Source organism: Pseudovibrio sp. M1P-2-3 (genome assembly GCF_031501865.1).
GTDB classification, from domain to species: domain Bacteria; phylum Pseudomonadota; class Alphaproteobacteria; order Rhizobiales; family Stappiaceae; genus Pseudovibrio; species Pseudovibrio corallicola.
Map to the genome: position 1 here is coordinate 222,776 of NZ_JARRCW010000002.1, position 14,948 is coordinate 237,723.

Sequence of the window (14,948 nt, forward strand, 5' to 3'; positions counted from 1 at the left end):
CTATCGTAGTTCTGTTTGGATAGTTTGTGCAGATATATCGCACAGATTTATAATCGTTTTGACATTCGCAAGATTTCTTATTTTTCGTTGACCAACTACATTTTGAAACATGTCCGTCTCTAACTCATATAAGTCAGCAAGCTTTCTTTGCTCTGGACCGCCGTTGCGCAACTTTTTCAAGAGAACGATGATTGGGATTGCAGGTGGAGATGGCTTCGCACTATCTGCCAGCCAACTAAGAAACCGTATTCTACCTGCTCTTTCCAACTCAATAAAACTGCCTGCCTCTTGATAAACGTAGTCAATAACTTCATCAATACTATCAAGATTTTTAATAGCATTTTCAATAGTATAAGCTACCTTAGAAGAGTCGGTGTCACGGCCGAAAAACTCCAAATATGGGGGCAGACATGCAGCCCATTGTTTTAGTGACTCCGGGTCCAGTTTCAACATACCTTGATCCTTGCAAAAATCTTTAGGATAAATCTCGTACTGTATTATTGCAGTCAATAACGAATTATACCATACCAAAGATAGGATGTTTTATAATGCCTTCTCAAATTTTCTCATTGGTAGGTCAGTCCATAGAAGACATGGATATGCCGCACCCTTCACAGAATGTGAAAAATAAATTCGCACGTAATCTTGATGCTTTTGCACTTGCCTTTACACCTGAAATTCCAGTGGCCAACACAATGGAGAGCAAGTCAGAACAAAGACATGCTTTGAGAATGACGCCAATGCGATAATTGTGTTTGGTGGGGGCTAAACATTTGCTCCCCCTTTCCTATATTTTTTCAAATGTTAGATCAAGTTCATCAAATGGCATTGATTTAAAAAGTGGATCTCTATTTTCTATCACTTTCATTGCGTACAGTCTAAGTATATCTTGGCGTTCATCAAGATTTAAGAGAGGATCTAATCTACCTAATTGAGCAGGTATCCATAGACTTGTTTGTACTTTATTTCGTTTTGAACTATCTTCAGATCCAAATTTATTACATATTAGACGTAACCAGTCTTTACACTTGAAGTTATATACAACTGATGACTTCGTCCAGTTTACTGACTTCAGTGTCTCCCGAAGTTTTATGTTGCAGTATAAATCCACACTACTGGGGCTAACGCCAATGCCAAATCGCTTTGCCATTGATAAACTCAAATATACATCCGTTCCTTCAATTGTTACTTCACCATTCGAACAAAGTTGCAGGAGCCAGTTTATATATGGGTGGTTTGTCGCCTCTAACATAGGCTTATTTTTTACCTTATTCTGCATAATGATTAGCTATAAATAGGTTGTATAGCAGTATTCGAACATGTAAAGAAACTCTATCGCAAATCTCTTGCATGAAATAATATTATTATCCATACGAAGATATAAACATCTGAGATACTGGTTGAAATGGACAGGGAAAGAATGATTCATTCTGTTGAAAAGAATAATTCATTGAATGCTATCCTTGGCTCCGAATACAGGTTTGGATGGTTTCGTGGTCACTTGGTAATATACAACCAAGAGCAAGGGGCTGGTGTTTTTTCTCAGCTTCCAGGTGCAGATATTGCCGGTATCGAGTTGTCCCAACTCCTTACCCACGAAGGCTATTTCCTGAATGTATTTACTGAGGTTGCTACACTACCAATTGAGACGCCAGCAATTGCAAGAGCGGATATTCGTAAAGCTTTCAAGAATGCCTCGCATTCAATTGCCTTAGCGGGAAGCTGGTCTAATCACATGGGAGTGCTTTTGAAAAAATTTGGGTCACTACCTAATTATTACCCCCCTTATAAACCTCTTACCGTAAAGAGTCAGCAAATCTTAAATCGAATTGCACTCGCAGAAACAGGGGGGAGGCCTGTTTTTTTCAACAAACAGCAAATATTGGCCCAGGATTTAGTAAATCCAGATTTTTTCTTAGCATATATTTTGAATGAAGCTCGAAATATATGGCGTTCTGCAACCGATGTGAACAATGGGAGAGGTGGCTTCACATACAGCGTTGTTGCAGATGAAAACTCATGTATTGGCTACCGTGTCAATAAACTTTCAATTAGTCATTCCCTCCTGTTTTTGACAGCCATCACAGGGGCATTACGGGAACTGATCCATAAAGACAACTGTCTTTTGGATGATGTTGCAGAGCGGTTTGAACTTTCACTTACACTCGCAGATTTTTTGGATGAAACTTTTGGAAACTGACCACACATATACACTTATACTGGCGGTTCTGGTTGCCATTATTGGACAGCGTGTTGCTGAGCGAATAAAAGTATTTGATGGAACACAGTCTTTAACCACATTAATCATTTATCCATTTTTCCCAATAATGGGAAGAAAAGTATCTACAAATAATACAATTCTTTACTACCCAACACTCTGTCTAATTTTAATACTAGTATCTCTATATCACTTTTTATTTTTAATATTAAGTGCTTCAGATGATTATTGGATATATATATTATGTATTAGTATACTTATACTTATTTCAATATGCGACTATACATCATACATAATTCCTGAGACACTAACGTGGGCGTGTCTATTTGGAGGGTTACTATACTCTCCTTTGGAGTTAAACGTGGAGCTTCGTATTCTTGGAGCTATATATGCCGGTTTCATTTTATGGATAGCATTTACCGCTCATAGTATAATCACTCGCAACGACCATTACTCAGGCGGGGATGTCGCACTTGCTTGTGGCTGTGGTGCTTGGGTTGGTGTAGACAATATTGCTCCTCTTTTTGTGCTTCTCATAACATCTGCGCTCATATTTGGACTTGTAAAATACTTGACCAGCAAAACAAGGATTTTACCAATGGGACCATGCTTCATGGTGGCAACATTAGGTGTGTTTCTTTGGAAGGTATGAGACTTCAATTTCTATATAGCAATATATATATTAGAGGGGCGCACCGCTGCAGCGCCCCTCTAGCTTCATGATCAGATGCATAAGAACATATGAATGCAGTAATTCATGAGGAACATTTCATCATCCTGGGAAGATATGATGTTATGTTTTACATAACTTATGATCGTCCTATATTCATGTCAACAATTATCCTAATTTGTTTTTTTAGGGAGAAACTGTCAAGTCAATAATTTAATACTCATGTAATGAGTAAGGAGCTTTGCCGAATGATAATCCGCGGCACGATTGATAAATTTTATTTCCATCCATCCAAACCCCGCGGCACCGGAATCGCCGTCATAATGCATGAAACAGACAATGGACTTCACCCTTTGAAAGTACGGGGCCCTTTTTATAATGGAGTGCAAGCTGGCGATGCCATCCAATTCAATGGTCAATTCTCTGAGGAAATATATAACGGAAGAACAAGGGATCTATTCATTTTTCGGTCCTGCCGACCCGAAAAACCAGTTACTGAGGTGGGTATCCAATTTTTTCTCTCTAAAACATTAAATTGGAATAAGCATGCCGTCAGTTGGAAGAGTATAGTTGAGTTTGTCGAAAAGTATGGGAAACAATCGTTAACACATTTACTGGAAAATCCACATGCCTTGGGGGATCTGTCAACATCGAATACATCAAAAACACAGGCCCTAAGGGTAGCATTTTCAAATGTGACAGCCCCATTAATTGCTAATGATCTACTAAGTGCGATAGGCGTACGTGAACCAGCAATTTTAAATGTACTTGAAGCATTTGGTCGGGACGCGCTAAATGTAATCATGAGTGACCCGTACCGCCTAACCAAGTTCAATGGCTTTACCTTTGCTAAAATTGACAGGTTAACCCAAGATATTTTAGATCTAGATGAAAATGATCTGCGCCGTGTCCGTGCAGTGATTGAAGAAGTCGCAAGCTTTAGTGAGTGTGAGGGCAATACATACACATATGTTGAGCCTAAACTATCTACTTTTTCCAAATTTGGCATTAGCACACAAGACCTCGAACGCTTCATTCGGAAAACAAGTAAGGAAGATGGAAGTATCAATTTTGATTTTGTCAATGAGGAACCAATCTTCCAAAGAAAGCAGTCTTATCTTTGGGAAAAGAGCGCCGCGGCCATGGTAGGTTCCCTTTTAAGGGGGGAAGATTTCCAAAAAGATCAAGATCATACAGACATTGCCCGTACGGTGCTAAACTCTGATAAGTATGCACATTTTGATGAAATCCAACAAGATGCGGTATTCAATGCGTCCGCTTCCAAATTCTCAATTCTGACTGGCGGACCAGGCACTGGTAAATCGACTGTAACAGAAGCAATAGTTGAAATTGCAGAAGCTGTGAACTCGGGCCCAATTCTCTTGATGGCGCCGACAGGAAAGGCTGCAAGACGCCTCAAGGAGACAACTAAAAAAGAGGCCACAACAGTACACAATGCACTCGGGGCAAAGTTGTGTGGAGAGGAGAAAACTTACAAATTCCATAGGGAAAATAAGCTTCCTAATGGCTGCTTTGTTATTGTAGATGAAGCGTCTATGTTGGATGCAGAAATATTTAGCGCTCTGATGAGTGCTATGCCCCCATCCGGGAAAGTTTTACTGGTCGGAGATAAACACCAACTTCCTAGTGTTGGGGCAGGCTACGTTCTTGGAGACCTCATTCAATCCGGTATTGAAACTAACGAACTTCGCAAAGTCTATCGCAGTGGGAACAATTCAGGAATTGCAAAGGGGGCAAGACTTTTGCAATCAGGAAAGGTCCCTAAAATGTCAAATTCACTTGGAAACGGTGTTGCGGCAGTAGCGATACCCTCGGTTCGGATTGCATCAGAACTTCCTGAAATTCTAAAGGAACTCTGTTCGTTAACTGGTATTGACCTGCACAAGGATATTGCTGTGTTGTCTCCACAAGCACCAGGTGTTGGAGGGACAAAGGAGCTTAACGAGAGTTTGCACCGTGCGTTCAATCCCAATGGTAAACCAGTTGGACAAACCTTCATTGGCTCCATGAACGAAAAGATAATGATCCATGTTGGTGACCGGGTCATGCTGTCAGAAAATGAGACTGAGCTAGGAGTAATGAACGGGGATGTGGGTACATTGATTTCATCATCAGGAACAGGACGTGCTGGGTCCTTTAAGGTGAAGTTTGATAGCGGAGAAGAGATTGCTTTCCCCACCACCTCTATCAGAAAATTTTTACCGGCCTTTGCAATTACAAATCATAAATCTCAAGGCTCTCAATATCCTGCTGTCGTATTGGTTTCATGTCCCGAGCATGAGAAGATGTTGGAACGAACCCTAACTTATACAGGCTGGACACGTGCTGAGAGGTATCTCATTGTTGTGGGTGACCCAAAAGCACTTGAACGCAGTGTAAAGGTTGACAATTCAAATAAAAGGTTAACGAGACTCCAAGAGTTTGCACGCCTTTCAGTTCCAAAGATCATGAAAGATATAACTCCGCCACCTCCCACTGAGGCAAGGCAAGAATGTTTCCAAAACCGACCAAATTAATTTAGGATACTTTACGCATAAAGCTGTGCCATTTTTAGTTGAATATTATCCTTTTTTCGGTCATGACCATTTTAGGTGAAAGCGAGGTTAGGATGTCAATCACAGGATTATGGTCTCAGATAATGATTGCGTTCAGCGCAATGACAAAAAAGAACTTATCTCGATATTGCGACTTGGAAACGCCCTCAGCTGAGGGCGTGTTTGTCTGCATTGACGGCTCTTACATGTCAATTGCTAAAATTGCTGGAAGCCGGAAAGTCGTAGGTCGGGATGAGCTAAACAAAATCGTTGAAGATATTGCAAATTCGTGGAAACCATTTTTAGCAGAGCCTGGGCATGGACTACAGTTCTTTTTCTCAAGAGATCAAGATCATTCAAGCCAGTTAGTGAGCGATATTTTGCAGTCTCCAGAGCGGGTTGCACAACGCTTGGGATTGAGCTTGGAAGACCTTTTTGAGGAGCGGAAACAAAATCTTCCCAAATACATAACCCTTGAAAACATTTATGTGGGGTTGTGGACACGTTTATCGGTACTTCCTAAAAATGAACGCGAAACCGCGAAAAAAGACCTCGCCCATCCCAAAATTATCCCTCATATGCGAGACGCCCAAAAGACATTTCTTGTCGGAAGCCTTTTAAAGGAACGCCACACGTCTTTTGTTAGTTCTTTTATACAGGACCTCTCATCTGCTGGAATGAGTGCCAAACTTCTTGATTGCCGCGATGCATTAAAAGCCATGAAGTGGTCCATTCACCCGAATATGCAAGGCTCATCCTGGCTACCGACGTTGCCAGGTGACCCTATCCCACGCCGCACGCCCTTTAATCCTGATGATGATATATCTTACTTGTTGTGGCCACGCATTGAACCTCAATTATTTGACCGCGAAGCTGAGCAAATCAACAGTTCAATAGTTAGAATAGGATCCCAGTATTTTGGGTCCCTTGACATGATAGTTGGTCCCCAAGATGTCAAACCTTTTAGTAATTTGCTGCACCGCTTGATTGATCTTGGAGATATTCCATGGCGAATGTCATTTAAGTTAGAAGCTGCAGACATGACCATTCTTAACGTTAAGTCAACGCTAGCTTCTCTTTTTCAGTTTTCTAACTCCTACAATAGCCAGATCAGAACGGCTGTCGAGGAATTAGATGCAGCTCACAAAGACGGTACCGTTCTTGCCAAACTACGTGTTTCTTTTACCACGTGGGCACCAGTTGTTCAGGTAGGAAATATTAAAGAAATTGAAACTCGCCTTGCCCGCCTTCAAAGAGCCGTTGAAGGCTGGGGCTACATGCAAGTAAGCTCTTATTCGGGTGATCCAATTGGTACAACCATGTCAACTAATATCGGATTGCATATGGGAGATACGGCTCCATCAGGTGTCGCTCCCCTAGAGGATATAGTTGAACTACTTCCATGGGGCCGTGATGCCTCTCCTTTTGAAAAAGGCTCTGTTTTATTTCGTACCTCTGATGGGCGGCCTTGGCCTTATGAACCTGGTACGTCTGTTCAAAATGCCTTCATCGATCTTTTCGTAGCACCACCTGGCAGGGGAAAATCTGTTCTTCTCAATGCCTTAAATCTCTCTCTTAGTTTGAGTGCCTCTGCTGTTGCTGGATCTGGAAAGGCTGAACTCCCAAGAATTTCAATCATAGATATCGGTCCATCTTCTTCTGGACTAATATCTTTGCTTAAAGAAAGTCTTCCAGCTAACCGTCAACATGAAGTGGCATATCACCGCCTCCAAATGACCCCGAAGTTTTCTATTAATCCATTCGATACGCAGCTTGGATGCCGTCATCCATTTCCGGCTGAAAAAAGTTTCATTCAAAACTTTCTTACGACACTTGGGACAGAGGCAGGTGAAACCAATCCACCACAAGGTCTAGGTGAGGCCATGTCAACAGTCATTGATGAGCTATATATAAAGTATGATGACAATCCAAACACCCACGGTCAGCCAAAGCGTTATATCAAAGGCGCAAACCCAGTCGTAGATTATACGCTGGATCAGCATAATATAAAGCTTGAGCATGGCAATAAAACCACCTGGTGGGATGTTGTTGATGCCTTGTTTTCCAAGAACGAATTCCATAAGGCTTCTGTGGCACAAAGGTATGCCGTACCCATTCTTGAAGATGTAATGTCAATCTTACAAGAAGGCGCAGTGACAGACATTCACCGGTCTGCCAAAACAAAAACGGGCGAGACCGTTCTTGATGCCTGTAAGCGTATGATCTCAACGTCAATTCGTGCTCTACCAATAATTTCGCATCCCACTGTTTTTGATGTTAGTACGGCCCGAATTATTTCCCTTGATATTGATATGGTTGCGCCTCGAGGGGGACCTGCAGCAGACAAACAGACAAACTTGATGTACATGTTGGCTCGCTCTGCTGTGGCAAGAGACTTTCACATGGATCTTCAATTATTGCCAACAATACCACGTCTTTATCGTACCTATCATGAAAGACGTATGCGGCGCATGAAAGAGACCCCAAAGCGCCTTGTCTTTGATGAATTCCACCGAACAGCAAATGCGAAATCAGTCAGAGACCAGGTGGCTGTAGACATCCGCGAAGGGCGTAAATATGGAATTCAAATTGCCCTCTCAAGTCAGTTACTTGGGGACTTTGACGACAACATAATACGACAGTCAACTGCCCGCTGGATATTAGGGACCGGAGATGAAGCTGACCTTGAAGATGCACAAAAACGGTTCAAACTATCCAACACTGCCCTAAAAATTTTGCGAAATAAACTGACCGGCCCAAGAAAAGGAGGTGCGCCTTTGCTGCTCATGCTGGATACCAAAAAGGGCTCCGAAGAGCATCTTTTATATAACACCTTGGGGCCTACCGAGCTCTGGGCATTCTCGACTACGGCTGAAGATACTGCCCTGCGCGATATACTGTACAGTAAACTAGGTCCCCAAGAAGCCCGCAATCGATTGGCGAAAAGATTTCCAGGAGGGTCAGCCAAACCAGAAATCGAAAAACGAAAAGTCGCCTATATGGATCAATCGGAATCTTTGGATGAAGAGCTTGATGCTGGAATTATTGAAGGGTTAGTAGAGGAGATGTGCAGGTAATGACAACATATCAGGAAGCAATTTCTATTCTTAAGAACGTCTACAAAGGACAATTTTTAATCATTGATAGTATGGTTCACTCGACATCTATCGAGTTTTTCAATGAAGCCTCACAAATATTATCAAGCAGTCATCAGACAAGTTCTCTTGTTGTTTCACCCGACAAGGAGTTGGTCTGTGACCATAGGAAAATATGCTATAGCTTAGAAGAGCCCTTGAGACACCTGTTCTACAAGCACGCACGCCTGCTCGGGTACAGCCCACTCACGCGCTATTTAGATGAGAGGAAAATCCCAAGTTATTTGTTGAATGATAACTCAACAACTTGTTTCCTCACTGTCACCGAAGCCTGCAAGGTTATTTCAGAGTGGCGAAAAAATGATGTGAGTGCAGTGGCCGCTCCTGTGAGTGATTGCGTATTGGATAACCAAAGCGCTGCGGAGTTTTACCGAGTTTGTGCAAGCCTTTATACGGACTATGAAAATTTAATCGATAGTCATCATCTAATAGACTACGCTGATGCACTTCGGATTTTCACCAAGAAACTAAGATCAGATCAGTCGGTACAAAATATTATCTTAGCTGAGTTTAGCACGGTCATACTTGATGACGCACATCATCTAGGGGAAGTGGAAATTAAATTTCTACGAGCCTTAAGCGACAGCGGTGTAACAGTTGTTCTCATTGGGGATGGTTTCAGCTCTCATCAAAATTCAGCTTACAGAGAACTTTTGCCGTCCTCTGATTATTTAAGGATTGACGGGGCTTCCCATCATTCTCGAGTTCCCTATGAAGATCCAACTGGAGAAGATAAGTCAAGTATACATGCGCTCCGATCTTCACTGGAAGCGTTCAAAGGAAAACTCACTCTTACACTTGTTCCATCCCAGACGGATCAAGCCTCTTACATGTTGGAAAAACTTAATTCGTTAAGCCCTTCAGAACATGAAGACCATGTCATGTGCTTTGATAAGGATAGTTATTCTGAACTACAAATTCTTTTGGATAATAGTATAAATTTACAGCCAAAAGATCCTTCCATGAGCCTTTGGAACTCATATGCGAGCCAGGCAATGTATGAGGTTATTCGTCCTTTTGATGAAGCGGTTAGTCCTCAAGCTAGTCTAAATAAATCTATTACCGAAATACTATGTACAGCAGGTTCTAAAATATCCTTCATTGATCGTTGCTTTAGAGCAAGCCATAAAGGCAACGCATGGTCTCAAATAGTCAACCATATTACGCATACTCTACTTCCACACATAGACTATATGGAGATATTCCAGACTATTAATACTCTGTGCTCCCAAGAAGGTTTCTTAAACGTGAGCCAACATGGTATCTCAAAACGAAAGTTTAAAAATAAAACCATTTTGCTAGGGGCAGAGAACAAGTCTCTAAGTGAGCTACGAAGAATCCTTTATAGAGAGATTGGAACGACAGCACAGGCCTGTGAAATCGTCTTCTTTGAAAGTTCAGATGCCCTTCGGACAGTGGTTAGAGACCTCTACCTATTGGAACAGGATAATTATGATCTCAGGACAGCCTAGCATATTTTGAAGTAACCACCAGAATGGCATTTGATCCTTGCAAAGTGTCATGAAAAGCTGACTTACACTCGTTTGAAGGATAGCCTAATATGGAACAATTGATTGACAAGCTGCAGACTGTTCAAGTTAAGGACATTCATTGTAATCTTATGTATGAGGGCATGGCTCGAAATTTGGATGAATTTGTCAGCCACCTCATCGCCGATGAAACTGATCTTAAAATGGCGGATCTAGCAGGAGTTAACTTATCAGAGAAGAACCTTACTGGAATTGATTTTACTTATGCAAATTTGGAAGGGGCTAAGTTTCAAAACAGCGATCTGAATGCATGTGCATTTAGTGGCGCGAACCTCAAAGGAGCCGACTTTACACGAGCACACGTAAAGCATGTAATGTTCCACGATGTGCAGGCTGACAATATCTCTTTTGCTGCCTCAAAGGTTGAAAACTCGACCTTTACTAAAGCAAATATGCTGAATGCTGACTTTGGAGCTTCTGAGCTGAACCGATGTAATTTATCAAATGCTATTCTTCCGCATAGTAAATGGCAAAGGGCTAAGATCCAAGAAGGGATCTTTCTCAACTCAGATCTTAATTCTTCAAACTTTAACAAAGCTCACCTTCACGAGAGCGACTTTCCAGGAGCCAATATGGAAAGCTGTATACTACGTGATGCCAAGGCAACTGGTCGGTCGTCTTTTGTAGGAGCAAAAATGCACTATATCAGTCCGCATGGATTTGAGTGTAGTGATGCATACTTTGAAGAAGTGAGAACTGATCTTGTTAACTTGAAATGGCTAGTGGACCGGGGCGTTGTTCCAGAAAGCCGCCTGTTGGAAGTATCGATACCAGAGATACAAGAAGAGGTAATGGCACTAGCTGACGATGAAGTTACCTTAATGAAAGAACAACTCGGAGCCAAATCCAGAATTGAATTGGTTACAAGCCTTACTCATGAAATTAAGAGAATTTCATCCCACTTAGAAGACAACTCTGCATACACCAATAACACCAAAGATCATATTGGCAAGCGCGTACTCTCCAATATATTGGAGTATGCCAAAGGTACAAAACGAACACTATTCAATGTCCCTGAAAGAGGCCCATCAGACTTTGAAGGTCGGGCCACAAAGAAGGGTAATAGTCTAGGATACTCTTGATTTATAGGAACTGCCGTTTGCGTACACAAATGGCAGCTCCAGCCTTATACTCATCCGTGTACTTACCACGTTGGTTCCCATTCCTTATCTCCTCGTAATTTATGTTGTGTACGTCAGGGAAGAATGTATTTGTCCAGACCAATCGCCCATTCCCCGTGTGCATGTTCGGGTCGAAGTAAGAGTGTACGGGCTTTATGTTTTGCGTTCAGCTGAGCTAGTTCTCTTAATGCAACCTCAGCCTCTAAATACTGAAGGGTTAGATTATACCCTTCTTTATTTGGCATCAAAAGGGAGACATGCAGTGGCCACATTTTCAATGAACCCGGTTTCACAAACGGATCTACATATTTGAGAAACGTGGGGGTTACAAATGTTGTACTTTCGTGCTTGAGGCCATACTTTTCCCACAAGTCCGCATCAATAACACATGTTCCAGTAATAAGTCTGTTGGCATATACATCTAAAGCTCCATTAGCTTTTTCGAAGTCCAACGCGATAATTTCCTTAACGGCTCTTTGGAAAAGGGGCAGCTTTGCGTCAGTAGGTAAAAGGAGTAAGTCTGCCCCCGAAGTACCACTATACTTCACATTAAATGCTTGCTTAAATTTCCACCGGATAGGGTGATCATTGGGCAGTTTAACCTTTGCACCACCCGTACCGAGGATCATATCAAACGAGGTGGTTAGGCAGTTGACTAAGCCCTCACATCTGGCCAAAAACTGGAGCCAACCTTGAGGTGCTAAACATTCCAGCGCCTTTTCCAACTTACCCATTGTCTCGTTCAGGTTTCTCTTTGGAACCTCCCAACACTTTCGCCGGGAATTCCATTTTGCACTAAGAGTTTTATTGAGGTACTGGCGAAAGGCTACGAACTCATAGGGCGTATAAACATGCAGCACAGTATCTGCATCAAATACAGATACTGCACCATAGCATTTGGGCAATTTATATTCAGACATGCACCTTCCCATACAATAACTTTTATCCATAATAATTAATGGAAATTATCACTTTTATCCTATATTGATATAGAGACTAAGGCTACAATTTATCTAATAATAGGTAAAATAGAAGAGTAGGTTTTTGTATGACAAATGCTAGGTTTTTATCAACTATCATTGGATCCGATAAAGGAGGGGTTGGAAAGTCTACTATTGCAGAGCTCCTGGCCAACGCCTTTGATCGTAATAATGTTCGGCTCCAGATTGTTGAGATTGACAGACAAAGGAAATTGTCTGCAGCGTTAGGTCAGCAACGTATTAATTTGAGTATGGACCCAACACCAAAATTTGGTACTCCAGAGAGTTTAGAGCAGTACTTTAACCCGGTTTTCAAGCACTGGTCTCTAGCATCTTCCTTAACGGATTTAGGGGCAAATGTTACTTCTCCAATTCTAAATTGGATCGAACACTTTGACTTAGATGACTTTGCACAGGAGGTTGGAATTTCATTTCGGTTTGCCGCCTGTACCACCCCTGATGATCAAGCCATTAATTCCGCCTTAGAAGCCTATAAATCAGCAAAAAGAGCCCTAGGGAAGAATGCGAACTATTTTGTCATATTGAACCATACTGACTCAAATTCATCGTATGAACCATTTAAGAAAAATGTAGACCTTGTTGAATTGAACAGGCTGGCGGAAGAAAACGAGCTCAGACTTTTAAAACTCCCCTATTGTAGAAGTTCACTATTCCGAATGTGTAGCAGCGAGCAAATAAGCCTGTTCAAACTTATCGACAAGTATAAGAAGTCAACTGCCAGCGAGCTTGCAAAAGAATTGGATATGGAACCACTTCTTTTGTTTCAAAATCTGAAACTACTCCTGAAATGGCTGACAGAAACCCAGAACGCTATTGCTCCACTTCTTGATTTCAACAAATCATTTCATCAGAATGAAGCCCGGCTTAGAGCAACTGCATTGAATGTCTGATAGAACCCAACTTCAGTTCATTGATGATAAAGAGTGGCGTGATTTTGAAGATTTTGTTCGGGCCAAGTATCCTGATCTTCGGTTGAAAGATCTATCTGACCAGACAGAGAACGAAGGGAAGTCTCAGCACTCACAGCTAAAAGGTCTGGCTCATATTGGACCTGTGATCTGGTGTCTATCTGTCACATTTTATTTTATTGCTTCCTTCTGTATGCTGGATAGCCGAACTTATATTCTTAGCGCCACAGTGCTCTTTATCGGGACTGCAGTGTGGCGACTGCTGAGAGCAAACACGATTAACATGGTTGAAGACTTGTTATGGTCGAACGTAATTCTGATGTTTGTTTTCAGCATAATTGTATGCTCAAGTCGCTCTTACCTTGGGGAAATTCTAATTTTTCCAATAGGGGCTGTCGCATTGTCTACTTTTGACATGATGAGATATCTCTATCGGCACCATCTGTTTATTTTAAAAAACCTTGGCAAAGAACACTCATTGGGATGACTGATAGAGGCTTACACTTGAAGCTTTGAGAGTGTTCCAAGAGAAGTTGTGTGAGATTTGAAGCTTCACGAGTGTTCTTAACAAAGGCCGCTTGTATAGTGTTGGGAAGGATGAATTTATCGGGCCTACGCCACTCCCGCTCGTGAAGCCAACTCACCCAGCCAGTATTGTTAACTTGAAACCGAACCACTCTCCACAGTTCATCGCGTGGTACATTAAAGATCTCAAGTTCTTCATCGGAGAGATAGAGCACCGGCCGGACGCCATTTTTGTACGCATACTTCTTTGTAATTGCTACGCCATAGGGTTCATAACGTGGTTTGCTGGGATCCGTATTCTCTGGTGTGAGGACGTACTTTAGAGATGAGAATGGTACATCCATAAAGCAAGTTGCCTTTCGGCTTCCCTTGACAAAACCTTTCTTCCTGCTGCTTCCCCAAATAACCCCCGTTTTCAAGATTGATATGAGGTTATCAAAAGCTGAATAGTCATCATCTTTATTCGTGTTCTTGGTTAAGTGTAGTAAATACGGCGTAAGATCTGGTCTTGAGTTAAATGGAAGTTCATCAAATTGCGGCAATGGCATCTGGACCTCATTTACATTAAATAACTTACTTTTTACCATGGGGGGGCGCGCACGGACGGAATTCGTGAGTGAGTAAGAAAGGCACCATTGCATAGAATATGTAGATTCCCATTAGCCTTAAAGTCCCAGATTAGCTCACAAGTTTTGCAGTTTCTGGCGAAACTATTGACCACACCAGGCTTCTATGATCCTCAAATACCTATTGGTTTCGGATTGCCGGATATGGGGCAGGGGGCTTGACAACGCCCTTTCAAACCCATGCCGCAACATCGCGCCTTTTTCGACTTTACCCTCAACAAACACCAGTGCGTCTGACAAGGCCTGACTACGCGGGTCCTCTTGAGTACAAATTTTTGCTGCATGTCGGAGTGTAACCAAGACCGCATGTATCTCATGTTCATCAATGAGAGCCTCTGCCCAGTCTCCACCGAATGCGACGTTGCCAAGTTGCGTTTTTCGATCTACCATAAGAACAAAGTAGGAACATTAATTTTTGATTGCAATAGGCAAAACGACAATGGCTCCGATTAGAACCATGTACATCGACATGGATGCATTTTTCAGTAGCGTTGAACAACATTTAGACCCACTCTTGAGAGGAAAGCCGGTAGCTATCACCGCAGTGGAGGCTGAAAGCGGCTGTGTTGTTGCAGCTTCCTATGAGGCAAAGGCCCATTAGAAAGCATCTATAATCTGC

At 42.1% G+C, this 14,948-nt stretch carries 15 protein-coding genes; 10 read left to right on the forward strand and 5 right to left on the reverse strand.

Annotated elements, in window-relative coordinates; translation table 11 throughout:
- Positions 1-453, reverse strand: a complete 453-nt coding sequence (locus tag P6574_RS21475; protein WP_310622382.1) for a hypothetical protein — start codon at positions 451-453, stop codon at positions 1-3.
- Between the two features lie 95 nt (positions 454-548).
- Here P6574_RS21475 and P6574_RS21480 point away from each other — a divergent pair, with 95 nt between their 5' ends.
- Positions 549-749, forward strand: coding sequence for a hypothetical protein (locus P6574_RS21480; protein WP_310622383.1), 201 nt, complete (start codon positions 549-551; stop codon positions 747-749).
- Positions 750-787: 38 nt separating this feature from the next.
- Here the strand turns inward: P6574_RS21480 and P6574_RS21485 are convergent, their stop codons facing one another.
- Complete coding sequence (locus tag P6574_RS21485; protein WP_310622384.1) at positions 788-1,279, reverse strand: hypothetical protein; 492 nt, start codon at positions 1,277-1,279, stop codon at positions 788-790.
- 141 nt (positions 1,280-1,420) lie between these two features.
- Between P6574_RS21485 and P6574_RS21490 the strand changes: the two genes are divergently transcribed.
- The 6 genes from P6574_RS21490 (at position 1,421) to P6574_RS21515 (ending at position 11,230) form a co-directional block, all read left to right on the forward strand.
- Positions 1,421-2,200, forward strand: coding sequence for a hypothetical protein (locus P6574_RS21490; protein ID WP_310622385.1), 780 nt, complete (start codon positions 1,421-1,423; stop codon positions 2,198-2,200).
- Complete coding sequence (locus P6574_RS21495) at positions 2,181-2,870, forward strand: prepilin peptidase (RefSeq protein ID WP_310622386.1); 690 nt, start codon at positions 2,181-2,183, stop codon at positions 2,868-2,870. The genes P6574_RS21490 and P6574_RS21495 overlap by 20 nt, the downstream gene beginning before the upstream one ends.
- Positions 2,871-3,136: 266 nt before the next feature.
- On the forward strand, positions 3,137-5,425 hold the full coding sequence (locus P6574_RS21500) for an ATP-dependent DNA helicase (RefSeq protein ID WP_310622387.1): 2,289 nt from the start codon (positions 3,137-3,139) through the stop codon (positions 5,423-5,425).
- A gap of 140 nt (positions 5,426-5,565) precedes the next feature.
- Positions 5,566-8,520 (forward strand): ATP-binding protein, encoded by a 2,955-nt coding sequence (locus P6574_RS21505; RefSeq protein WP_310622388.1) that lies wholly within the window; start codon positions 5,566-5,568, stop codon positions 8,518-8,520.
- Positions 8,520-10,070: a UvrD-helicase domain-containing protein gene (locus P6574_RS21510; RefSeq protein WP_310622389.1), complete on the forward strand. Its 1,551-nt coding sequence runs from the start codon at positions 8,520-8,522 to the stop codon at positions 10,068-10,070. Before P6574_RS21505 ends, P6574_RS21510 begins: the two co-directional genes overlap by 1 nt.
- 89 nt (positions 10,071-10,159) lie before the next feature.
- Positions 10,160-11,230, forward strand: coding sequence for a pentapeptide repeat-containing protein (locus P6574_RS21515; RefSeq protein WP_310622390.1), 1,071 nt, complete (start codon positions 10,160-10,162; stop codon positions 11,228-11,230).
- Positions 11,231-11,343: 113 nt separating this feature from the next.
- Here the strand turns inward: P6574_RS21515 and P6574_RS21520 are convergent, their stop codons facing one another.
- Positions 11,344-12,189 carry a hypothetical protein gene (locus tag P6574_RS21520; RefSeq protein ID WP_310622391.1) on the reverse strand — a complete coding sequence of 282 codons (846 nt, stop codon included), beginning with the start codon at positions 12,187-12,189 and terminating at the stop codon, positions 11,344-11,346.
- A gap of 128 nt (positions 12,190-12,317) precedes the next feature.
- On the opposite strand from P6574_RS21520, the gene P6574_RS21525 reads away from it, so the two are divergent.
- Together P6574_RS21525 and P6574_RS21530 are read left to right on the forward strand one after the other, a co-directional pair.
- Positions 12,318-13,160 carry a nucleotide-binding protein gene (locus P6574_RS21525; RefSeq protein ID WP_310622392.1) on the forward strand — a complete coding sequence of 281 codons (843 nt, stop codon included), beginning with the start codon at positions 12,318-12,320 and terminating at the stop codon, positions 13,158-13,160.
- Positions 13,153-13,665: a hypothetical protein gene (locus P6574_RS21530; RefSeq protein WP_310622393.1), complete on the forward strand. Its 513-nt coding sequence runs from the start codon at positions 13,153-13,155 to the stop codon at positions 13,663-13,665. Before P6574_RS21525 ends, P6574_RS21530 begins: the two co-directional genes overlap by 8 nt.
- Here the strand turns inward: P6574_RS21530 and P6574_RS21535 are convergent.
- Entirely contained in the window at positions 13,625-14,251 is a 627-nt protein-coding gene (locus tag P6574_RS21535; protein ID WP_310622394.1) for a hypothetical protein, read from the reverse strand. The two genes, P6574_RS21530 and P6574_RS21535, sit on opposite strands and share 41 nt — an antisense overlap.
- A 162-nt stretch (positions 14,252-14,413) precedes the next feature.
- A complete protein-coding gene (locus P6574_RS21540; RefSeq protein WP_310622395.1) occupies positions 14,414-14,719 on the reverse strand; it encodes a hypothetical protein in 306 nt (101 codons plus the stop codon).
- Between the two features lie 49 nt (positions 14,720-14,768).
- Between P6574_RS21540 and P6574_RS21545 the strand changes: the two genes are divergently transcribed.
- Complete coding sequence (locus tag P6574_RS21545; protein WP_310622396.1) at positions 14,769-14,930, forward strand: Y-family DNA polymerase; 162 nt, start codon at positions 14,769-14,771, stop codon at positions 14,928-14,930.
- The last annotated feature ends 18 nt before the right edge of the window (positions 14,931-14,948 follow it).